This is a genomic window from Methanosarcina barkeri 3 (assembly GCF_000970305.1).
Lineage (GTDB): Archaea > Halobacteriota > Methanosarcinia > Methanosarcinales > Methanosarcinaceae > Methanosarcina > Methanosarcina barkeri_A.
Map to the genome: position 1 here is coordinate 384,095 of NZ_CP009517.1, position 23,459 is coordinate 407,553.

Consider the following 23,459-nt stretch of genomic DNA (forward strand, 5'->3'; position numbering starts at 1 on the left):
AGAAAAATCCATTTGCAGAAATTTATCTGTCGAGTATTAATAAATGTGTTTATTGATGCTGTTTTACGTAGACTGAAAAGTTACTTAACTTTTAAAAATTGTTCATCTCTTCAATGATATAGCTACGGTGTTATATATGACATTTTTTACCTAACTTTAATTTCATACAGTTAAATAGGTCGCTAAATTATACAATTATAAATATTTAAATGTTGTTTACTGAAAAAATATTTTACTCGTGGATATTATTTGTTCAGAACCATTTTTTCATATAATTAACTATAAATAAATTTAGTAACTATTCTAGTTTGTAAACTAAAGGATATAGTCAAGTTTACTGGAGTTAGGCATTTCTTAGATTCAGATGCAGTTGTAAAAGTATGTTAATCTTAGTAAACTTTACTGAATCATTTGGAGACATATCTATATGAAAAATAACTTACTTGAAAAAGGTGCAATTGTTCAGAGAGACCGTGAAACCTATGCAATAGCTCCCCATATTCCAGGAGGTGTTGTAGATCCTGCAACCCTCAGGAAGATTGCTGATGTCGCTGAAAAATATGGAGCAGCTGCTCTCAAAATAACTTCTGCCCAAAGGATTGCAATAGTGGGTTTGAAAGAAGAAGATCTTGATAATATATGGGCTGATCTTGGGATCAAACCAGGGGCGGCTGTAGGACTATGTGTAAGAAGTATAAAGATTTGTCCAGGTACGACTTTTTGTAAGCAAGCAAAGCAAGATTCTTTAGGGCTTGGTCTGAAACTCGATGAGAAATATCACGGAATGCCTATGCCTTCCAAACTAAAAATAGGCGTCTCGGGATGCTCAAACTCCTGTTCTGAATCAGCTATTAAAGACATTGGAGTAATCGGTACTTCCAAAGGATATACTCTAATGGTTGGCGGTGCCGTGGCTGCATCTCCAAGACTTGCTGACGTTGTAGCAAAGGAATTATCTGAAGAAAAAGTTCTTGAGACTATTGATAGGATAATTGATTACTATAAAAATTCAGGTACTAAAAAGAGACTTGGTAAACACATTGAAGACATTGGCCTTGAGAATTTCAAAGCTCAAGTCGGGCTATAAGATTGTAGTGCAAAAAGCGGAAAAGTATAATTTTGCATTAATTCCTTGAAAGTGAAGTTCACTTGTGACAGCAAATAAAGAAAAGGATATAGCATCAAGCCAATTTTACAGAACTGTCGGTGCACTAGATCACGTAGTACGCCAATTTTCTGTAAAATTATAACTCTTAATAAGTTAGTGGTTTGGGAATCCAGTATTAAGAGAACTGAGTTGTGCTAAGTATACAAAGTTTTAGTTTGAATTTACAGAAATTCGGAACGATTTTAGCTTGAACTACAGAAACCCGGAACGATTTTAATTTGAATTTACAAAAGTTCGTCATATTGTCCGATATTTTAGTGAAATAAATCAAGCATATCCGAAAATTTATCTAGCCTGAAATCGAAGCATTGATCAGTCTCTCCTTCGGTTCTCCAGTCTCCATAGGAAGCATAAGCTGTTCTCAATCCAAGTTTGCGAGCGGGCACTATATCTCTTTTGATATTATCTCCGACTACCAGGGTTTCTCCGGGTTTTATCCCAAGCATCTCAAGCGCGAAAAGAAAATGTGCCGGATCTGGTTTTTTTGTACCTGTTGTGTCCGTAGCCACGATAAGATCAAAGTAATTAAGAAGCCCGACTCTTGTAAGCCTTGCGAGAGCATGATTACTATCGGCATCAGTTATAATCACAAGCTTTAAGCCTAATTTTTTAAGCTTATCAAGAGTATCCGTTACAGCTGGATAGAGTTCTAAATTTTGCAATTTTTCCCGTTCATAGATCTCACAGCACTTTCTGTAGTCTTGAGCTGTAAAAATATTTCTCTCCTGCATGTAGTCCTGAATGTTTTCGTAATCCTCAAAACCGTAAACTCCTCTCAGAAAATACCTGAAAAGTACCGAAGGTTCCTCGGTAACATTTTCCTTCCAAATAAAAGAGAGAATCTCTCTGCAAGCTTCCAGTTTTGCGGCTACGAAATCAAAAAGAGTGTTATCCATATCAAAAAGCACTGCTTTCAGACCTCCAGGATAAATTTGCTCCGGATCTTTCTGAATTGTATTCATGTTTTTCCCAATCAAAATTTCCTGCTCTGCCTTTTATAATCTTCCATTTCTTGGAGCCTGCTGCTTTTTTTTAAATTATGTAAATTTGTTTTTTCTTCTTCTGCTCTTCTTTCCGGAACTTTTCTCAGAGCCTTTCGGGGAGAGGCTATAAAAGCCATAAAGAACAGATGTATAGATCATAAACGAACAACGAATTTAAGTAAATACCGAACGCGGACATTTAAGAATCCGCAGGATATATTATAAAAGGCAGAGCAGGAAATTTTGATATGAGTTCCGACGAACCAAAAGACAAAGCCTTCAGAGGGGAAGGCGGGAAAGAAAAATCCGAAGAAAAGACTGTTTCCGAAGACATGTATATTTTGAGTGATTCGGGGGACATAGGTAAGCAGGAAGTCAGTGATGAGTTTCTGGCAGCCGAACTTAATGAGTACGGACTTGACCTTCTCAGAAGCGGTAAGCTTAAAGAGGCAGTTGTGGCCCTTGATAAGGCAATCGAGAAGGATCCAGAGAATATAAATCTATTAAATAATAAGGCTCAGGTTCTTGAAACCCTTGGAAAATACGAGGAAGCTCTTGAGCTTTATGATAAAGCTATCAAAATTGATTCTGAAGATCCAGATCTCTGGAACAATATGGCTTTCTCCTTATCCCAGGTTGGTAAGTATGAAGAAGCTGTTAAAGCTTATGAAAAAGCCCTTGAGCTCAGACCTGACTATCCCAACGCATGGTATGGAAAGGCCCTTAACCTGAGTCAGGCAGGAGATTATGAGGCTGCTATAAAAGCTTATGAAAAAGTCCTTGGCGAGAATCCTGATTATAAAGAAGCCTGGGTAGGAAAAGGTATAGCTTTGGGGCAAATTGGCAACTATGATGAAGCAATTCTAGCGTACGATAAGGCAATTGAACTTGATCCCGGTTTTGTCGAGGCCTGGCAATATAAAGGTGTGGATCTGGACAGCCTTGGAAGTTACAGACAGGCCTTAAAAGCTTATCAAAAAGCTGTAGAGCTGGATCCTGAGAACGATGACGCCTGGAACAACATGGGTATAGACCTAGAAAACCTCGAAAAGTACGACGAGGCAATCAAAGCCTTTGACAAAGCAATCGAAATCAATGCTGAAAATGCCGATGTCTGGTATAATAAAGGCTTTACCCTCAGCCAGGTACAGAGATTTGAGGAAGCCGCAAAGGCGTACAGGAAAGCTACCCAGCTTGACCCTGAGTATTTAGAAGCATATTCCAGTCTAGGTTTCGTGCTTGCTCAGCTCAGACGCTTCGACGAAGCTCTGGAGATTTATGAGCAAGCACTCAAGCTTAACTTTGAAGCTGCAGACTCATGGTTTGGGAAAGCTGTCTGTCTGAGTTTCCTCGGACGGGAAGAAGAAGCTGAAGAAGCATACAGGAAAGCTATAGAAATTGATCCCAGATATGCCGAAGTAGGGGGAGATACCCAGTAATCGAATTTTTACATAACGACCTGATTTTGTTCAATATCCTAACATTATTCAGCGTTTACTTTTTTAAGATCCTTGAATTTTATTTTTTAGGTCAAATGACATAAGGGGAAAGGCTTGGCACTAAAATAGAAACCCTGTCACAATAAAAGAAATCATATTCAACTCGTCGCCTTTTGGAGCAGGAAGAAAAAGAGGACATATGATGCAGGTAATCGGAACAATGCGCTGCTGTATGAATGTTACCTCATTTATGAGAAGGAATAGTTACGTAGCTATGAGAAAGTTCTGAGAAGCCCTGAATTTCCTTTTATAGGTTTAGTTTTTCTAGCTTATTTATAGTGAATATTCAAAGGTATTTCTATATTAAAGTGAAAACTGCAGATTTATTTTCTCATATTATCCAGGAAATATCCTTAGCAATTCATTTTATCCTTGAAAACTACTTATTTTGAATTTGTGGTCCCTAAAAATTAAACTGTTTTAAAAAAGTAATAAAACGGAGTTATCAGTAGTTTTAACTGCATTTAAAACTTTGTTGATAAAATTTTACTCTTTTTCTGTAACTACTACAGTACCTTTCATAGAAGGATGGATCGAACATTTATAATTATAGGTTCCGGCGTCCGTAAACAGGAATTCATATGTGTCTCCATTCTCAAGTACCTCTGAGTCAAAAGTAGGCCCCGTAACGGTATGAGCAATTGAGTCCTTGTTCGTCCATCTTACGGTATCACCTGTCAGGATTTCTACTGACTGCGGATTAAAGGAAGAGTTCAGAATATCAACTTCAACGATCTTGCCTTCATCTACAGGTTGAGGCGTTACATCCGAAACCGGAGCTACAGGTGTTTCAACCGGAGTTACCTCAGGAGTTGCCGGTTCGTTTCCCGCACATCCTGTTGCCAGGAATATTCCAAGTAAAACTATGAAAACTGCAAGTTCTTTTCTCATTCTTTCCCCCCATAAAAAATAAGTTGCTTTATAATTAATATTTATAGTTTTATAATAGTTCCTATCAGATTCTAAACATAATTCCTTTTAAGGCTTAACCTTTCTAATGATTCTTTGAAGATTCAGTGTTAAACAAACTTTAGAGATCTGGAGTTTCCAGGTTTAAATTTGCTTTGAATAGTGAAGTAAAGTGTGTTAAACTACCGAAAGATATTATTCTTTGAAATGTTACAAAAAAACTTCTCAAAAACAGGTTTTTAAAGGTAGACAGCATTACGTAGGTCAATAAAAAGCAGTTGAATCGACCAAAAACAGGATAGTTCTCTAAAAGCGAAGTTACTTTTAAAAGACCCTTTCTTAAAACCGATTTCCATGCAATCTATATGCCTTTTTCGATCAACGCAGCTATTATACTTTATTCAGGTATTTTTGTCTTTCTTGATATTTGTCTTGTTGCTAATTACTAAAGTGCCTGGCTACGCTTTATTGGATTTGAAGTTTATACTACACTATTAAGTGTAAAAATTTTGTATTATGGGCAGAGTCCTTATTGTTACTATTATCACTTGATAACTCACACTGACTCAGAATTACTGGATTATCTGCCCATATGGAATACTTAGTCATTGCTCGGAGTTATTCTGATCACTCTTCCTTCCTCGCTTGTATCATTTCTAGCTGGAGTTTCCATAGTTCTAGCTGGAGTTTCCATAGTTCTAGCTGGAGTTTCTTCTCCAGTTACAGTATTTTCCTCAGCCGGAGTCACTACCACAACTGGAGTTACTGCTACAACTGGAGTTTCTGCTACTACTTCTTCAACTGGAGTTACAACTTCAACTTCAGTTACAGCTTCAACTTCAGTTACAACCTGTGCTGGAGTGCCTGCTTGTGCTGGAGTTATATCTTCTACTTCCTCAGCTGGAGTTCCTGTTAGGTTTGGAGTTTCCTCTCTCTGACCGGTGCATCCTATTGCAAGGAATATGCCGAACATGACTATCAATATAACAAGTGCTTTTCTCATACTTTCCCCCACTTAAATTATGTGTTTTATAAAAGATGCTTTATAATTGATATTGAAGTTTTATAACAATTACTACTAGATTCTGAACATAATTCCTCTTATGATCTGTTCATTCTAGTGCTTAATTTCTTTGAGATTAGAGATCTTCCGCTAACTTAACACTCTTTTTCTATTCTAATTCATTTTCTTCATTATCCAAAAATAGAGTTTATAAAAGTAAGACTGCAGAAAAGCAGATAAAATATTGATAATATGTAAGATAACTAATATAAGCTGATTTACAGGAAATCTGTATTGATCTTACTTCTTTATTATTATTATTATTATTATTATTATTATTATTATTGAGCCTATCCCAAAATCTTGAATTTTGAATAATCACTCTAATTTTTAATATGAAAATAGTATAATAGATTTGGGAATGAAATTGGTTTTGGGATGAGCTCATTATCAGCATTTTATTATTTTATTGTACACACTAATCAATAGTCATCGGGATCAACAGTGATGGGAATCAATAATGATAGAAGTGTTTTTCGATAAAATATAAATTTAGATATTTATTTACACAGTTGTCAAAAGGAAATCCATAGCTACTGACCTTATGTGTACAGTTCGCATTTAAATGCGAACTATACCATATATATGAGGCAAAGGTCTGTGCTCTCCTCAGAGGGTTTAGGAACCCTTGCTGGGAGTCATTTTAATTACTCTGCCTTCGCTGGTGTTATTTCCAGATTGGGTGTTCTCCAGAATACGTTCCTTCTTTCTTTGAGTACTACTCACATGTTTAGTTACATTTTGAGTAGTATTTGCGTTTTGGTTTTCAGTTACAGTATTTTCCTCAGCCGGAGTCACTGCCACAACTGGAGTTTCTGCTACAACTGGAGTTTCTGCTACTACTTCTTCAACTGGAGTTACAACTTCAACTTCAGTTACAGCTTCAACTGGAGTTACAACCTGTGCTGGAGTGCCTGCTTGTGCTGGAGTTATATCTTCTACTTCCTCAGCTGGAGTTCCTGTTAGGTTTGGAGCTTCCTCTCTCTGACCGGTGCATCCTACTGCAAGGAACACACCGAACAGTAATATCAAAATAATCAACATTTTTTTCATATTTTCCCCCACTTATAATTATGTCCGTTATTAGTTGACACTTTATAATTGATGTTTGGATCTTATAATAATTACGACTAGGTTCTGAACATAATTCATCGTACAGGATTAAGGATGGTTATATATCCACATCTGTTTATTTTAAACACTTATGAATGTATGTAAAATCCGGAATCTTTATTTTCTGCTTAATTTCCTTAAATTATAATACTGGAAATTCCAATATTGTTAAATGATTTTTTAATGACTTTTTGGGGGGAAGTCATGAAAATAAAATCCATAAATCCTTATACTGAAGAGGTAAACTGGACTTATGACTCATTTTCTTTCGGAGAATGCGAGTCCAGGATTGAAAATTCAAGGACTGCTTTTTCCGGGTGGAGTTCATTGTTTGCTGAGGAAAGGACAAAATACTTCTCAAGGGCTGGGAAAGTCCTCAGGCAGAACGCCGAAATTTATGCCGAGATTATTACAAAAGAAATAGGAAAACCTATCAAGCAGTCAAGAGGCGAAATTGAAAAATGTGCCTGGCTCTGTGATTATTACGCAGAAAATGCGGCCGAACTTCTTAAAGACGAAATTGTGAATACTGATAATGAGAAAAGTTACGTAACCTTTGAACCTCTTGGAGTAATTTTCGGGATAATGCCCTGGAATTTCCCGTTCTGGTATGTTTTCAGGTTTGCAGTGCCTGCAATGTGTGCAGGAAATGTGTGCATAATAAAGCCTGCTTCAAATGTGCCTGCTTCGGCGCTGGAAATCGAAAAAATCTTTCTTGAGGCAGGATTTCCTGAAAATGTTTTCAGTACCTTATTAATTGACTCAAAAACAGCAATGCAAGTTATTGAAGAAGAACTGGTAGATGGAATTTCGCTTACTGGCAACATAGACGCAGGCTCGGAGATAGGTGAACTTGCAGGGAGCCTGGTAAAGCCTTTCGTACTTGAGCTGGGAGGTTCAGATCCTTTCATAATACTTGAAGATGCCAATATCGAGAGAGCTGCTGAGGTTGCTGTAAAGTCCAGTTTTCTAAATACCGGACAGAATTTTACTGCTGCCAAGCGATTTATTGCCCTTGAAGATGTTGCTGTGGACTTTATCGAGGCATTTGAGCTTGAAATGCAGGAACTGAAAATCGGGGACCCTATGGATGAGGAAACCGATATTGGACCACTTGCAAAGAAAGAGTTTCTTGACAGTCTAGAGAGAATTCTGAAAGACGCAAAAAAGAAAGGTGCAGAGCCTCATGTTTACGGAGAGGAGCAAAGTAAGGGTTTTTTCTTCAGACCGACTATCATCCCTGCAGCCAGTACCGATATGAAGGTCTGCAATGTAGAAGTTTTCGGACCAATTGCTCCGGTAATCACGGTAAAAGATGAAGATGAGGCTGTTAAAGTCGCAAACTCCACCGAGTTTGGGCTTGGAGCCGAGATATGGTCCAGAGACCTTGAAAGGGCTCAGAGGTTAGCAAAAAAAATAAAATCGGGATTTGTAGCTATTAATGGAATGGTTAAACCCGATCCGAGGCTACCTTTTGGGGGAGTAAAAAAATCCGGAGTCGGGCGAGAGCTTTCTCATTATGGACTTAAGGAATTTGTAAATATAAAGACGGTTGTGGTCAACAAGTGAGTTTAAAGGAGTGAGTCTAAAGGGCTGAGAATCGATTGAAGTTTTTATGAATAAATTTATCCATAATTTATTAAGCTAATTTGTTTAAGCTTTGCAGTCTTCCTGCTCAAATCTTACAGTTTGTTTAAGCTTAAAAATTCTGATTAAGTAAAAATTCTGATTAAGCTTAAACAGTAAACTGAATAAGCTTAACAAATAACTTAATCAAGGCTCAGTAAGCAAACCTGAGTTAAGTTAAACTCGGGTTAAATAAATCATACAGTTGTATTGGAGTTTTTTCATGAAAGCTTCGGATCTTTTTGTTGCCCAGCTGGAAGAAGAGGGCGTTGAATATATGTTTGGATTGCCAGGTGAGGAAAACCTTGACCTGCTTGAGTCCCTGAGAACTTCAAGAATCAAACTGATAGTAACAAGGCACGAACAGGCTGCGGCGTTTATGGCTGCAACTTATGGAAGGTTGACCGGAAAGCCAGGAGTTTGCTTTTCAACACTTGGACCTGGAGCCACAAATCTTGTTACGGGGGTTGCCCAGGCACAGCTTATAGGAGCACCTCTTATTTCCATATCCGGACAGAAGGCTCTAACTGACAACTGGCAGGCCCGTTTCCAGCTTGTAAATGCTGTCAGAATGATGGAACCTCTCTGTAAAAAGGCTGTGTCCATTACCGATCCAGGAATGATCCCTACGGTGATCCGTAACGCTTTCAAACACGCCGAAGCTGACAGGCCGGGAGCTATACACATTGAGCTTCCGGAAGATATAGCTGAGGAAGAAACTGAGGCGACGGTTCAGAGGCGAAGCGAAATTAAAATTCCTTACCCTGATCCGGAGTCTGTAAAAAGAGCTGCAGCTATGATCAATGAGGCTAAGAATCCCCTGATTATAGTTTCCTCAGGAGCAAACCGAAAAGCGATTACTGAGGAGCTCGAAAATTTTGTCGGGCAGACAGGCATTTACCTGGTGCATACCCAGATGGGGAAAGGAATTGTTCCCGATGACTGCAGCTACAGTCTATTTGCTACAGGAATTCATGCAAGGGATTATGTTAACTGCGGAATTGACGGAGCTGACCTTATTATCACCATTGGGTATGACATAGTCGAATATCCTCCGTATCTATGGAACAGTACACTTGATAAACAGATCATAAATATTGACTTTGTGGAGTCCGTACCTGACAGATATTTTAACCCCACATTAGAAGTCATTGGGGATATTGCTTCTTCAATCCGGGAACTCGCTACAAGTATTCCGGAGAAACGGAAGTTTCCGATCTTTGAACACACCAGATATTTCATTGAGGAAAAAATAAATACCGCTGCCAGGAAAAGCTATCCTCCTCTCCCCCAAGCCGTAGTTCAGAGTGTTAGAAAGGTTATGGGGAGAGAAGATATAATTACACTGGACAATGGTATTTACAAACTCTGGTTCGCTCGCCTTTACAAGACTTATGCCCCTAATACCGTGCTCCTTGACAATGCCCTTGCAACCATGGGTGCAGGTCTCCCTTCAGGGATTACTGCAAAGCTTCTTTTTCCTGACCATCGCGTGCTTGTAATCTGCGGAGACGGGGGTTTTATGATGAACTGTCAGGAAATTGAGACTGCAATCCGTTATGGGATTCCTATTGTTGTCCTTGTCCTGAACGACAATGGTTTTGGCTTTATTAAGTGGAAACAGAAAAATATGCATTTTGAGGATTTCGGGCTGGATTATGGAAACCCTGATTTTTCTCTCTTTGCCAGGAGCTTCGGGGCTGTAGGTATCAGGGTCAAGGAAGACGATGACCTTGCAGAAGTCCTGGAGAAAGCTTTCGCATTGAACAAAGTGGCAGTTATTGAGTGCCCGATTGACTATTCCATAAACTATGAAACTTTCTCGATCGAACTTGGAAAGCTTACATGTGAGTTCTGATTGGGAACTATTCTTCAGGAGTTATAGCTTTCTTTATTACTGGTAAAAAGAGATTAAAAGCCTGGCTGAGAGTTAAGAAAAAAAGCACCATAAATTGCTTACTTACATAAATCTTCCTGTAACAAATGGCTGGAAAAATCCAAAAATATAAAAATGAATCAAAAAAATACAGATTTTATTAAAAAAACAAACATCAAAATATGTGGAATAGACACCGATGCACATAGGAACCAGGTGTCCTGGTCTAAAAGATCACAAAATGATCTAAAATGTATAAATCAGTCACAGAAAGACCATTATCGTTCAAATGAAAATATTATTCAAACGACATTATAAAAGAATAGAGTCCGTTTAGCCTGCTCGAACTAAACGAAACGGACATAATTTGTATAATAAATCTTTTGAGTAAACCTGATATTAGTATCTGTTTTCTCTGGGTTTTCTGTGGTTAGGGAGACAATCTCTGCAGTAGACTGGTCTGTCAGGGTCAGGCTTGAAAGGTACCTGAGTTTCAGCGCCACAGTCAGAACAGGTTGCATTGTACATTTCCCTGGGTCCTCCGAAACCTCCCCGGTTGCTGTCTCTTCCTCTGAAGGAATTTCCTCTGTCATTAAAAGCCATTTTCTTTTCACCTCCGCTTACAGCGGATAGTCCATAGTTTAAAAATAAGGTTGTATATTGCTCTTTGATTAAAAACAGAAACTAGTTTTTAATAACAGATTATACATCTCTTTATTTTTAATGCTCTTAGTATACGGTCAAATTATATAAGTTTTACTCATAAAAATCAACTCAAAATCATGCGGAAAGTGCTTGCTGCTTTAGAGTTGACTCTTCTTAACCTGCTTCTTAAAACTTCCATATAATATTTTACGAACAGAAAAGAACTGAACTGCAAGTGGAATTCACTCCCCAGTCATATGAGGAAATTAAGAGGTTATATGCTAAGCTAGAGGGCTGAAGGAAATAGGAAGAAATTAAAGGTAATTGCCTGAAGAAGGGGATATAAGAGGAGAAGAGGTTTAACCGAAAAGCGGCTAAAACCGGATATAATCAGGGAAAACGAGTATAATCAAGGAAATTGGATTTATAAGTTTTACTGTATTTATTTCGCGGTACTTACTTGAGGTACCCTTTTCTCTCAAGCCATTCAACCTGGGGCCTTGTATACTTCCAGATCACGTCGGCTTTAGAATCCTGAATCTCCCACGGAGTAACGATTACTACGTCTCCTTCATGGATCCACATTTTCTTATTTTTGGACCCGGGAATTCGGCCCATTCGGACTACACCGTCCATGCACTGCAGTGTAACTCTTTTTGAACCAAGTAAACTTGATACTGTTGCCAGAACTTCGTGATTTTCCCTACGTGGTGTGCGTACTCTTGTTACTTCCTGAGTAGGAGGCATGGAGCTTCCGGTCCCTGCTTTTCTCTTTCTTACATTGCTTCTATAGTTTGCCAGGTTAATTCCTCTTGTTATTAGTTTATTACGATCTGCTTTTACTATGTCAGTTTTTTTAAATTTATTGTGTCTATGGATGCTTCATTTATTTTGACATCAAGGTTCATAAATGAATAGGGACTAAAGTATCTCTTAAAGATCTAAAATCTCTGAAAAACCCCAAACTCAGGAAACTTTCTCATTTCAAAGATTCTTGAAAATCCTTCAAGTACTCTTTAGTCTATACTAAGAGTTTTTTTAAACCCCCATTCTGATACTTTTATATAATAATAAGTTATAAAAATATTCGCGATAGTATCCAGACTCCATTATATAACCAAATATGAAAGGTTGATTAAACTCAGGGTTCTGATATCCTTCGCTAGCCTTAATGTAAAAACAAAGACTAAAAATGGAGTAAGTGTTGGTTTTGAAAAGTGTCAACACTTTACTTAAGTTTTAGTTAAGAAGTCTTATTTTAGAACTTCCTGTGGTTAGGAAGGCAATCCCTGCAATAAACCGGGCGTCCTTCTGTTGGTTTGAATGGAACCTCAGTCTCAACTCCGCAGTCAGAACAGACAACCTTGTGCATTTCTCTGGGACCGCTGTTGCCGCCTCTAAAACCTCCGCGACCGCCGTTTCGATTGCCACCGCGATAGGAATTTCCTCTGTCATTAAAACCCATTTTCGTTCACCTCCACTTATAGCGGATACGTATTCTCTATAAAAACATGATCGGATATAACTTATTATTTAAAAACAAAAATGGAGTTTTTAATAACAGATTATATGTCTCACTATTTTTACTATAAATATAACCATTTCCATGTTATATAAGATTAATCCAAATAACAACCGAAAAAAATAGGGACGGATCCCTCAAAGAGAAAATATCCTGGAAGGGAATGTATCTAAAAGAATAAAAAGAGTGTGGAAGCCCCTGTTACAGGAGAGTTTCCAGTGATAAGTTTAAAGTAAGAAAAGTCGGGATTTCTGAATTTAGAACTTTCTGTGTTTTGGTAGGCAGTCTCTGCAGTAAACCGGTCTTCCTTCAGCTGGCTTGAATGGAACCTGAGTCTCTACACCACAGTCAGAGCAAACTGCGGGGTACATTTCCCTAGGGCCGTTATTTCCACCTCTGAAACCTCCGCGATTGTTGTCTCTGTTTCCCCGGTTGTTGTCTCTTCCCCTGAAAGAGTTCCCTCTGTCATTAAAACTCATTTTCGTTTCACCTCCGCTTATAGCGGATATAGTCTAAGTTGCTATAAAAATAAGATCTATACATTCTTTTATTAAAAACAAAATTGAAGTTTTTAATAACAGATTATATGACTCTTTATTTTTACTGCCAATATTTCCCAAGCTTTTATCGTATATAAATATATCTACAAAGTAACCGAAGTTCTAGCAATAAAAGTATGCAAATAAAAGAAAATATTCAGGACTTTAATTCGCTATTTTGGTTGAAAAAAGTAAGTATAACGGCTTGACAGAGTAGCTGTATTTCGTCAATTAGAAAGACACTAAACCTGTAAAAAGGAACTAAAAATTATAGGCTAATTTAGATAAACAGATAACAAATCCAATTAAAAGACAAAGTAACAGATAATAAATAATGTACGGAATAAATATAATATGTCAATAAGGAATAAAAGTTAAATAAAAAACAAAGTTATCTTTTTTCTTTGTCTTGATATGTGTAACTGGCTTAACCTTAGTGACAAACAACATTAAATGGACCTGAAATAACTTTGAATGTGCTCAAGAGTAAAGATAGTATTAGGGTTATCTCCTTACTAATAAACCTGAATTAACATATCTCGAAAACCTGAATTAACATATCTCGAAAACCTGAATTAACATATCTCGAAAACCTGAATTAACATATCTCGAGCCCTAAGTCTACGTGCAGGACATAGTTTTTAGAAAAACAATGTTCGGTTGTCAGGTTTCCTGTTTACCAGCAAATAACCTCAGGTATTCTTACTAAGCCTGAAGATATTTTCTCCTGCTTGCAAAGAACTTTTAGGTTTGTAAGTTTTAATATTTTAGCTTGCAAACAAATTTCTCGACATGAAAATTCCTGATCGGTCTGAAAGCAAGTTTTTATTAGGGCTCCTTAACTTAAAAGATTCGCTTAAAAATAAGAAAGATATTTCAGGCAGATCCTGAAACCGCCCTCATGAGCTGCCTGAAAGATTCTTCTTTGTAAGGAACTGCCCTTATTGACACGGCATCCGACATTGTCTTGAAACCGTTACATTAGGGTTTTCGTTCCCGCAGTTGACCCTGGGTCTGACCGCAGGTTTGAACCCTTACAGAGAAATACGGCAACTATTGTTTCTGCTGTCGTGCAACTACTGTCCCTTAAATATGTCAGGGTGCAAATTTGCCTGTACGGGTTCATTTACGACTTCTGCTGTAGTGGCTCCGGAAGGGATCGGAGATTACAATGTTTTTATAATTAGCAGATGTCGCAGTTTTTTTGAATTTCCCTAAAATTCATTTTATTTCTTAACATTAGATTATTTACCCGTTTTTGAATTTTCCTTCTCATTTTTAAGACCTTTTTCCTTTTCGTTTTTAAGGTCTTTTTCCTTTTTGTTTTTAAGATCCTTTTTGTTTTTAAGATCTTTATTTTTTATTTTTAAAATCTTTGTACTGAATTCCAAAGATCCTAAAATTCCCATTTTATTGCTTCCTTACTTTTGACCTAACTTTTTTAAAAGGAAAGCTGGGACTAAAATCTTATATTGTAAAATTAAAATATAAGTATACTTTTTCCAGTAGTCTATGTATTACTTTTAACTAAGGCTTTATTACTTTGAAATAAGATCCTAAAACTTGATGATACTTTATTTTTCTTTAAAAAAGAGAACGGAAACTTAAAATTTAAAAATAATATATATGAACTTAAATATTAATTAAAAAAGATCACAGGAAATCAAAATTGATTTTTCAGTTATTATTCTACCTTATATTACATATTATATATGTTTAAATTACTGAAAAAATAAATGAATCAGTAAATCTTTTCCAATAGGCCCCAAGATTAATCTACTACCTCAAAATTCGACTAAGAGCTCTTAATAAGCTGGCTGGGATTAAGATGAATTGAGGGTCAAAATGGGTTAAAATTAGAGTGGGCAGATTTTCTCTTTCTAAACTTAATTCCATATTTTTAAGTAAATAAACCTCACTGATAGCAGTATATGAGCTTGAACTTAAATATATCATAAACCTAAGCATAGTAGATGCAAGATAATATTTGTAAATCGTAATCGTTTGACTTCTTATATACAGAAAATAATATCTGAACCTGAAAACCGGTTCAATCTTCATTAATAAAATTAATATGTAATTAATGTGTAATGTATCTTTTACAGAACTTCGTATTATGGTTTACTTTTGATAAAAGTAAGGGAAAGAATAACTTGCTAGATAGTGAAGTAAAAAACCTCAGACACCCTGCCGAAATACCTCTTTTTATTATCTGTCTACTGATCAGTGTTTTTATTTATGTCACACTAATGACAGCTCCCCTTCTGTATCCTGAAGAACTTGGGCCTGAATATATACTGGTAGTTCCTGCAGCAATTGCTTTTCTCTCGTTTGTTTCCGGACAGACCTACGGAGGCATGATGGCAAATGCAATCAAGCTTTCAGAAAAGCAGTTTCCTGAACTCTATGGAGTCATAACACGCCTTTCTTCCGAAATGAACTTCAAAGAAGTTCCGGATGCCTTTCTGATCCAGGAAGGCGGGATGATAAATGCATTTGCTACCCGGTTGTATTTCCGAAAAAATTACGTAGTTTTTTATGCAGATATAGTTGAGGTCGCGTATAGGGAAGGGGACTTTGATTCGCTTGAGTTCATTGTTGCTCATGAACTGGCTCACATAAAGGCAGGCCATGTAACCCTGCTCTACAACCTTGCTATCTTTCCTATTGCTTTTGTGCCTGTCCTCAAGAACTTTTTGTGGACTGCCCTGAGCCGAGCAAGGGAATATACTTCGGATAGAATTGCAATCCGACTCGTTCCTTCAGGCAAAAAAGGACTCATAGTTCTTTCAGCAGGCGAACATCTTTATAAGGTTGTTGATTATGAGGAATACCTTGAAACCGCAATAAGTCCTGAAGGCTTCTGGATCTGGTCTACCAATCTGTTTTCAACGCATCCTGTATTGCTCAGAAGGATAAGAGCCATAAACGAAGATAAACCGGGAAGGATTTTTTAAGTTATTATTTTTTAATTTTACTGGAATTTATCTTGAGAGTTTTTCTTGAAAGCTTTGCTAATTCTCAGATTGAGAGGCATATATGACTTAATACTGGAGCTGTAAGGCTTAATCTTAGGGTTATGGAAAAATTCAAAAGCTGTCGGCACCCTACCAAATTTCAGGGAAAAAATAGTTACTTAAAGAAAAAACAAATTAATAAAAATACAAAAGTACAAAAGTAGAAACATGAAAAAGGTACAGAGTAGAAACATGAAAAAGGTACAGAGTAGAAACATGAAAAAGATACAGAAGTAGTAACATGAAAAAAATACACAAGTAAAACACAAAAAACACACAAATAAAAACATGAAACGAGTAAGTAGAACTGATAAATGTATAAATTTGTAAATTTTTCTAAAAATTATAAATAACTTTATGTTATAATCTAACCAATACCTTCAAAATGACATATCTACTTGAGATCGCAATCGTTCTTGTTTTGATCGCACTCAACGGCATATTTTCCATGTCAGAATTTGCCCTTGTATCTGCCAAAAAAACCCGCCTGAAGCAGCGGGAGAAAGAAGGAGATAAACGGGCAGCTGTTGCACTTAAGCTTGCGAATGAACCAACTCCGTTTCTGTCTACGATCCAGATAGGAATTACTCTTGTGGGGATCTTTGCAGGTGCGTTAGGTGGAGCTACTATATCAAAAGAATTTGCAGTTTACCTTGGAAAATTTTCTGTTCTTTCTCCGTACAGTAATGCGATCAGCATCACTCTCGTAGTGCTCTTAATAACCTATTTGACATTGATCTTCGGAGAACTTGTTCCGAAAAGGCTTGCACTCAATAATGCGGAGTCAATTGCCTCCAGCATGGCAAAACCTATGTTCTATCTATCTGTTATCGCAAGACCGCTTGTTGTAATTCTCAGTAGTTCTACCGAAGCTGTGCTCAGGTTCATGAAAGTCAGGAAAACTACGGAACCTCCGGTAACAGAAGAGGAAATCAAGATTATGTTTGAGGAAGGAACCAGAGCCGGAGTATTTGAGAAAGCAGAACTAAACATGATAGAAGGCGTGCTTGAAATCGGTGATCGCCGCGTAGATTCCCTTATGACACATCGCACTGATCTAATCGCGCTTGATCTCGAAGACCCGACAGACGAAAACCTGCTAAGGATGATCGAAAGTGGTCGATCCAACTTTCCGGTATATGAAGGAGACCTAAACAACATTGTCGGGATGATCTCCGTAAAAAAAGTTCTTGAGGAATCCGTGAAAAGAGGTACTGTTGATCTCAAATCACTGGTTACAAAACCTCTTTTTGTACCTGAAAGTGCCTCAGTTTTAAAACTTCTCGAGTTGTTCAAGGGAACCGGAGTGCATATTGCCCTTATAACTGATGAATATGGAATTATTCAGGGTGTAATAACCCTTTATGACATCCTTGAAGCTATTGTAGGTGAGATCCGCTCCCTTGGCGAGCCAGTGGAAACCGAGATTAGTGTTAGGGAAGATGGTTCCTGGTTGATCGACGGGAATACACCCATTGAGAAGATTAAAGATGTTCTGTCTGTTGATTCCTTTCCAGGGGAGAGCCTGGGATATTACCGGACCATAGCAGGGCTAATTATATTTATCCTGCAACGGATTCCAGAAACCGGAGACCACATTATTTTAGGGAAACTGAGGTACGAGGTTGTGGATATGGACGGCAATCGAATAGATAAAGTACTGGTAACGCCGATTCATCTGGAGCCTCAAAGTTGAATGTTGTCCTTTACTGTCAAGAAGGTGAGTTTTAGATAATGAAAACGAAATGCTACTGAATACCCCAGAAATTAAAAAGAAATTAAGAGAATTTCGACAAATCACGACTATGTCAAAAAAGATTTATCACGATCTGGATATCCGAAACTCTCAATCCTGTTTTTTATAGGCCTAAATCGAATCAGGCCTTTAAAAAGTTTATTTATTGCATGTGGTCTTTTCAGAGCTGTATTTATTGCATGTGGTTTGTTCAGAACTGTACTTATTGCAGGTGGTTTGTTCAGAGTTGTCACTGCAGTTTTTTACACAATCGGTTCCATTACAATTTTCTGTAAAGTTGTCGCAGCATTCTCCTGTGCAATTCTCGCCGCAGGTTTCTTCACACTGGTCACAGCAGTCGCCTGCGCAGTTTACTGCGTTACAGTTTTCAGTACAGTTATCGCGACATTCTCCTGTGCAATTCTCGCCACAGGTTTCTTTACACTGGTCACAGCAGTTGCCTGAACATTCTGTTTCAGTACAGTTATCGCAACAGTTTCCAGTACAGTTTTCGCCACAGACCTCTGAGCACTTATCACAGCAGTCGCCTGCGCATGTAGTCTCGGTACAGTTGTCGCAGCATTCTCCTGTGCAGTTATCGCCGCAGGTGTCTTTACATTGATCACAGCAATCGCCTGAGCAGTTTTCCTCGCTATAGTTTTCAGTACAGGTATCACAGCATTCTCCTGTGCAATCCTCTCCGCAGACTTCTGAGCATTTGTTACAGCAGTTTCCAGTACAGTCTGCCTTGTCACAGTGGGATGAGCTGTACTTATAAGAGTAGGTAGAAGGTGTCTGAGCATGACATGCTGAGGCTGCAGAAACTCCCAGAGTCAATATCGTTAATACAACAGAAACAGACACTATAGTTTTCCAGATTGATTTTCTGTTAAAGTTCACTTTTTTCCTCCTATTTTTCTTACATTTGATACGAAAATACTCGTAATCAGGAATTCACTGGGTAAATTAATATATAAATACACTTACTTTTATATGATCTTATAAAAATCGAAAACCGAATTTAAAGCTTTATAATACTTTGTTTTCCAGCCTGAAATATTATGATAATATAAATTTTGTTTAACTATATCTCTCGTCAGTCAAATGTTAAATATAAGTCCCTTCAGGATTTCATGTCCGCTAAAATCTTAATACAGTCCTCTACAATTAAACAAGCCTACAGTCTAAGGCCCTTTTTACATCCCTGAGCTCTTAAGCCCCGAAATTCACTTGGAGGCTCAGATTTCCTATATTTAATGAAAAAGCAGGATAAGAAGCACCATATCTGTCTCGTCAATGTAGTGTCTGAAGCCTTTCCTTTGATAGTTATAAAACCAGCCAGACCAGAGTTTTCTGAGAATGACTTGATGATGTAGAGATGCAAGAGAAAAGTGTTTTAAAAAATATTGAAGATATAATAATTCTAATCGTGAAACATCGACAAAAAATAAGTGTATAGTGTAGATAGCTGAATGAATATTGTCGAGCATTATAAGAGAGAAGGAGGTTATAATAAAAATATGCCTGTAAATTTATAGTACTTTGTTTTCTCCTCACTCCCTTCCTTCATTACTCTTTAATTTCATTGCTCTTTAATTTCGTTGCTCTTTAATTTCGTTGCTCTTTATTTCACTACTCTCTTCCTTCGTTATTCTTTTATTCATTGCTCTTTTATTTCATTGCTCTTTTATTTCATTGCTCTTTCATTTCACTACTATTTTACTTTATCATTCTACTTTTACAATTTTTCTACTTTATTCTTCCTGGGTATGTTCCAAGATCCAATTTCCTATAATTTCCAGAGCATCCGGAGAGATTGTTTCTTCGATTTTTGCGTACTCCGAGGGAGACCCTGTTTTAGCGGTCTGGAACAAATGGTTGAGGCCTGGCAGTTCTTTGACTATGTAATCTTTATTACCACCTGCCTTGAGAGCATCATCTATAGCCCTGAGGTTTTCTTCAGGCGGAACCTGAAGGTCTTTTTCGCCGTTTATGGCAAGGACAGGACATTTGACTTTCATTAATGTTGGCCTTGGATCATAAGTAAGGAAAAAGCGCATCCATGGTGAGGTGAGTGCCGTTACTTGAGCGTCAATGACAGCTTCGGAATGGCCTGAACTTTCTGTTTTCTGCCCACTTGTGTTCGCTATCTCGGTCCTTAGAATTTCCCGAAGCTCTTCCTCAGCTGCTGTGTTATTCTTTTCTTCTTTTATTACAGAATACATTCTTCTCATCAGAGCTTCATTTTGTACGATAGTCTCATTGCTTGCTCCTTCAGCTCTTGCAATCCGTTCACTTTGCATGTACAGAATTTCCTCTCCGGTCACCCCAGGTGCTGCCATCAGTACAATGAATGCGATATCTGGAGACTTTACTGCTACCATAGGTGCAATTAGCCCTCCTTCGCTGTGTCCAATCAGTCCGATTCGGCTCGGATCGATCTCCTTGCGATTTTTGAGGTATTCAACTCCTGTGAGTACGTCTCCAGCAAAGTCCTCAGTTGTATCCTGTGAAACATTTCCGGTAGAACCTCCGATACCTCGATCATCGACCCGAAGCACTGCAATCCCCTGGCGTGTTAGATAGTCCGAAAGTACAAGGAACGGACGATGACCTGCAATTTCCTCATTACGATTTTGCTGTCCTGAACCCGTTATGAGTATGACTGCCGGAAAAGGCCCCTCTGACTGCGGAAGAGTTAAAGTTCCTGCCAGCTTTACTCCTGCTTCCTTATTTTCATAAACAACTTCTTCTTCGGTATACGGATACGGTTTTACAGGGTCCTGCTCTCGGTGCGTCTCAGGAGCTTTTTCTATCCTGTTAAGCACAAGTGGAAAAGTTGATCCTGACTGCTTCCATTCTCCTTCTATGGTTTCATTATTCTCCTTATATACCCCTTCAAAACTTCCCGGTATGGACTTTACTCCAAGGTTCAAGTTACCGTTTTTGTAACTGACACTCTCAACAGGTATACCGCTTACTCCCTGATCAGGGCTGTCCATACTGGCATTGATGGACCCATCAGGATTAGTAGAAATATTGAATACTATCCTTAATTCCAATCCACTTGGAACTGTTAAATTTCCCATCCAGATGCCTTCAATGTCCTTGAGATCCCCAGTAATATTATTGGTCTCATTTATTTGTGAATTGTTTTGCTTTGACTTATCTGACTGCGAAGTACATCCAAGACTTGCTACAGTAATACTTAGTAGGACTAGACAAATTATAATTTTGCTTTTCATAATAATTTCTCTCTTACAAATTTTCTTTGACTCTCTATGTTTAATTCTATCAGATTTATTTTTAAACTTGGATTCTATTGTTTTTCAACTTTTTTACCTGGACAAAGTTACAGCTGTTAGAACCTGATCAATCCAAGTTCGGTTACTGAGAAAAGTAGCATGCCAGTCTGATATCTTTGTGAATTATTTTAGATCATTATACTCTTTTTATTATACTCTTTTTATTATACTCTTTTTATTATACTCTATTTTATTATACTTTGTTTTATTATACTCTATTTTATTATACTTTGTTTTATTATACTCTATATTATTATAAAGGGATTAGATTCCACCTCGGTCAGCCAGGGAAAGACATGTAAAAACAAACGAAAACACAATTCCTGAGAATCAAACTCTCGCCAGTAAAGACCGAAAAGAAATGTCTGTTCAAAACGACAAATTATTCAAAAGAAAAATTCATTCAAAATATTTATTCGAATGAAAAATTTATTCGAAAATAAGTTATTCAAATAAAAAACTTGTTCGAAAACAGTCAAATAAAAAAGGAATTAAAGGTTCAAAAGGAAGATTGTTCGGAAAAAATAAGTTAAGTTGTTGGAAGGAAAACTATGTTATAAAAAGAGTAAATGAAAATTTACCTTCTAAGTATCATTGTTCTTAGGCGGTCAGCAGCACTTGCGGACTTATCAGCAATGCCGCCTACTCTTTCGACAAGACCTATCAGGTGACAGACACCTGCACCTCCTATAGTATCTTCGTTTTCGAAGATCTTTTTTAGGAGAGAAGTTTCAAGAACATCTACATCATGTTCCAGTCTTTCTACTTCAGGGATAATGGCCATAGTTTCTCTGATTTCTTCCTTGCTGAAAGAAGTTGCAAGAAGTTTGTAAAGCGCGCCCGCAAGTTCATCGTAAAGCCTTGCAGTCTTCAGGGAGGTGCCCATTAGTTCCAGAAAACCTTCCTTGATTTCCTCAGGTATATCCTTACAGGGCCGAAGGGTCATCCAGTAGGCAGCCGCCTGAGCATAATCCGCAATAGAATCCTGTTGCTTAAGGAAGGAAAGGAGATCTTTTTTATTCACGGGCAGCCTTATTAATGAGGGAATGCTGGCCCTTATCTTCTGTTTGAGTTTATCAGCCTCGTGCTCCAGTTTGTCAATCTCATCTGTTCTCTCCTCCAGGATGGACTGATTTCCTGCACAGTAGGCTTCCATTGCTTCAGCCAGCTTTTCAACTGCCAGCACTCCCTTTTTTGCGTGTGCTTCCAGAGGCACAAAGGGAGATTCAGCAACCACGTCAAGGACAGAACGGATGTAGTCTATCATAAAAAGATCACCTCTAATCCTATAAAGATCAATGCTGATGTAAGGGCTGCTATAGGAACTGTTGCTACCCAGGAAGAAATAATTCTCCAGATCACACGAAGGTCAACGGCTGCAATCCCGCCTGCAAGTCCAACCCCTATAACCGAACCGACAAGTGTATGGGTAGTCGAAATCGGAAGCGAACTGTAACTGTGAAGCAAAACAACTGACGCTGTTGCAAACTGGGCAGAAAAACCACGTGTAGGAGTTAGTTCCGTAATCTTTGAGCCAATTGTTAGAACCACTTTGTAGCCCCAGGTGGCCATTCCTATTACCATTCCAAGGCCTCCCATTAAAAGCACCCATAAAGGAATTCCGGCTTCTACTCCTGATACCCCCATTACCTTAAGTGCTGCACAGAGAGGACCAATCGCGTTTGCTACGTCATTTGATCCATGCGCAAATGCGATATAACAGCCTGTTATGAGCTGTAAGGATATGAATTTTTTCTCAACAAAAGGCAGGTCTATAGCTCTATGAAGATAAATTCTTCTTATTACGGAAAAGGTGAGATAAGCAAAAATTGCTCCCAGAACTGGAGATATAAACCAGCTGGCAACAATCTTAATAAGTTCTCCCCAGTGGATCTCAGAAACAGAGATAGTTCCGTTATAAACCAGGATCAGCCCGAAACCAAGCACTGAACCAACTATGGAATGGCTGGTTGAAACAGGAAGGTTATAAAAAGTGGTAAGAGTTACCCAGAAACTTGCTGCAAGAATCGCAGCCAGCATCCCTACAGCTACCATATTCGGATGAACTTTGCCGATTAAATCGATGGGGACAATTCCGTTTGCAATTGTCTGAGTAACTCGGTCACCAAAGAATACGGCGCCTAAAAGTTCAAAGATGGCAGCAATAATAATCACTTGCTTGATTGACAAGGACCCTGTTCCAACTGAAGTTCCCATAGCATTTGCGAGGTCGTTTGCCCCTATATTCCAGGCCATATAAAGGCCCGCTAAAATAAGCGCTATGATAAGTAAATCCATTTTTTTCTGCTCCAGAAATCTTAAAATTCAAACCTTTTATAGTAATTATAACGATAATTATAAAATACATATTTTTTAGTTTTCATATTAAAGATTTTATCAATCCCATTGTCCAGAATTTATTATTTACATTAGTCTCTGAACGTTTCTCTTAATTTCAA

Annotated in this window: 20 protein-coding genes; 6 read left to right on the forward strand and 14 right to left on the reverse strand. The window is 37.9% G+C overall.

Annotated features, from left to right (window positions below; all coding sequences use genetic code 11):
• Positions 1-427 precede the first annotated feature (427 nt).
• Positions 428-1,087: a nitrite/sulfite reductase domain-containing protein gene (locus tag MSBR3_RS01590; protein ID WP_048105974.1), complete on the forward strand. Its 660-nt coding sequence runs from the start codon at positions 428-430 to the stop codon at positions 1,085-1,087.
• A 335-nt stretch (positions 1,088-1,422) separates the two neighbouring features.
• On the opposite strand, the gene MSBR3_RS01595 is transcribed toward MSBR3_RS01590, so the two are convergent.
• Positions 1,423-2,130 (reverse strand): HAD family hydrolase, encoded by a 708-nt coding sequence (locus tag MSBR3_RS01595; RefSeq protein ID WP_048109875.1) that lies wholly within the window; start codon positions 2,128-2,130, stop codon positions 1,423-1,425.
• Positions 2,131-2,141: 11 nt separating this feature from the next.
• Positions 2,142-2,288 (reverse strand): hypothetical protein, encoded by a 147-nt coding sequence (locus MSBR3_RS19820; protein ID WP_155396649.1) that lies wholly within the window; start codon positions 2,286-2,288, stop codon positions 2,142-2,144.
• Positions 2,289-2,399: 111 nt separating this feature from the next.
• On the opposite strand from MSBR3_RS19820, the gene MSBR3_RS01600 reads away from it, so the two are divergent.
• Complete coding sequence (locus MSBR3_RS01600) at positions 2,400-3,590, forward strand: tetratricopeptide repeat protein (RefSeq protein WP_048105975.1); 1,191 nt, start codon at positions 2,400-2,402, stop codon at positions 3,588-3,590.
• Positions 3,591-4,136: 546 nt separating this feature from the next.
• Here the strand turns inward: MSBR3_RS01600 and MSBR3_RS01605 are convergent.
• The 3 genes from MSBR3_RS01605 to MSBR3_RS18745 form a co-directional block, all read right to left on the reverse strand.
• On the reverse strand, positions 4,137-4,541 hold the full coding sequence (locus tag MSBR3_RS01605) for a cupredoxin domain-containing protein (protein ID WP_048105977.1): 405 nt from the start codon (positions 4,539-4,541) through the stop codon (positions 4,137-4,139).
• Between the two features lie 619 nt (positions 4,542-5,160).
• Complete coding sequence (locus MSBR3_RS01610; RefSeq protein ID WP_048105978.1) at positions 5,161-5,562, reverse strand: hypothetical protein; 402 nt, start codon at positions 5,560-5,562, stop codon at positions 5,161-5,163.
• 678 nt (positions 5,563-6,240) lie between these two features.
• Entirely contained in the window at positions 6,241-6,675 is a 435-nt protein-coding gene (locus tag MSBR3_RS18745; protein ID WP_052723236.1) for a hypothetical protein, read from the reverse strand.
• Between the two features lie 264 nt (positions 6,676-6,939).
• On the opposite strand from MSBR3_RS18745, the gene MSBR3_RS01620 reads away from it, so the two are divergent.
• On the forward strand, positions 6,940-8,304 hold the full coding sequence (locus MSBR3_RS01620; RefSeq protein ID WP_048105980.1) for an NAD-dependent succinate-semialdehyde dehydrogenase: 1,365 nt from the start codon (positions 6,940-6,942) through the stop codon (positions 8,302-8,304).
• A gap of 280 nt (positions 8,305-8,584) precedes the next feature.
• Complete coding sequence (locus tag MSBR3_RS01625) at positions 8,585-10,219, forward strand: acetolactate synthase large subunit (protein ID WP_048105983.1); 1,635 nt, start codon at positions 8,585-8,587, stop codon at positions 10,217-10,219.
• A 417-nt stretch (positions 10,220-10,636) separates the two neighbouring features.
• On the opposite strand, the gene MSBR3_RS01630 is transcribed toward MSBR3_RS01625, so the two are convergent.
• The 5 genes from MSBR3_RS01630 to MSBR3_RS19825 form a co-directional block, all read right to left on the reverse strand.
• Positions 10,637-10,840, reverse strand: coding sequence for a CxxC-x17-CxxC domain-containing protein (locus MSBR3_RS01630; RefSeq protein ID WP_080942166.1), 204 nt, complete (start codon positions 10,838-10,840; stop codon positions 10,637-10,639).
• A 498-nt stretch (positions 10,841-11,338) separates the two neighbouring features.
• A complete protein-coding gene (eif1A, locus tag MSBR3_RS01635) occupies positions 11,339-11,683 on the reverse strand; it encodes a translation initiation factor eIF-1A (protein WP_080942167.1) in 345 nt (114 codons plus the stop codon).
• 457 nt (positions 11,684-12,140) lie between these two features.
• Positions 12,141-12,347, reverse strand: a complete 207-nt coding sequence (locus MSBR3_RS01640) for a CxxC-x17-CxxC domain-containing protein (protein WP_048105988.1) — start codon at positions 12,345-12,347, stop codon at positions 12,141-12,143.
• A 314-nt stretch (positions 12,348-12,661) separates the two neighbouring features.
• Complete coding sequence (locus MSBR3_RS01645) at positions 12,662-12,883, reverse strand: CxxC-x17-CxxC domain-containing protein (RefSeq protein WP_048105990.1); 222 nt, start codon at positions 12,881-12,883, stop codon at positions 12,662-12,664.
• A gap of 1,304 nt (positions 12,884-14,187) precedes the next feature.
• Positions 14,188-14,352 (reverse strand): hypothetical protein, encoded by a 165-nt coding sequence (locus MSBR3_RS19825; RefSeq protein ID WP_155396651.1) that lies wholly within the window; start codon positions 14,350-14,352, stop codon positions 14,188-14,190.
• Between the two features lie 744 nt (positions 14,353-15,096).
• Between MSBR3_RS19825 and MSBR3_RS01650 the strand changes: the two genes are divergently transcribed.
• Together MSBR3_RS01650 and MSBR3_RS01655 are read left to right on the forward strand one after the other, a co-directional pair.
• Positions 15,097-15,900 (forward strand): M48 family metallopeptidase, encoded by an 804-nt coding sequence (locus tag MSBR3_RS01650; RefSeq protein WP_048105992.1) that lies wholly within the window; start codon positions 15,097-15,099, stop codon positions 15,898-15,900.
• A 445-nt stretch (positions 15,901-16,345) separates the two neighbouring features.
• Entirely contained in the window at positions 16,346-17,656 is a 1,311-nt protein-coding gene (locus tag MSBR3_RS01655) for a hemolysin family protein (RefSeq protein ID WP_048105994.1), read from the forward strand.
• Positions 17,657-17,854: 198 nt separating this feature from the next.
• On the opposite strand, the gene MSBR3_RS01660 is transcribed toward MSBR3_RS01655, so the two are convergent.
• The 4 genes from MSBR3_RS01660 to MSBR3_RS01675 form a co-directional block, all read right to left on the reverse strand.
• Positions 17,855-18,595 (reverse strand): hypothetical protein, encoded by a 741-nt coding sequence (locus MSBR3_RS01660; protein WP_048105995.1) that lies wholly within the window; start codon positions 18,593-18,595, stop codon positions 17,855-17,857.
• 854 nt (positions 18,596-19,449) lie between these two features.
• Positions 19,450-20,940: an alpha/beta hydrolase family protein gene (locus MSBR3_RS01665; RefSeq protein WP_230627676.1), complete on the reverse strand. Its 1,491-nt coding sequence runs from the start codon at positions 20,938-20,940 to the stop codon at positions 19,450-19,452.
• Between the two features lie 637 nt (positions 20,941-21,577).
• Positions 21,578-22,267, reverse strand: a complete 690-nt coding sequence (locus MSBR3_RS01670) for a TIGR00153 family protein (RefSeq protein WP_048105996.1) — start codon at positions 22,265-22,267, stop codon at positions 21,578-21,580.
• On the reverse strand, positions 22,264-23,298 hold the full coding sequence (locus tag MSBR3_RS01675) for an inorganic phosphate transporter (RefSeq protein ID WP_048105997.1): 1,035 nt from the start codon (positions 23,296-23,298) through the stop codon (positions 22,264-22,266). Before MSBR3_RS01675 ends, MSBR3_RS01670 begins: the two co-directional genes overlap by 4 nt.
• Between the last annotated feature and the right edge of the window lie 161 nt (positions 23,299-23,459).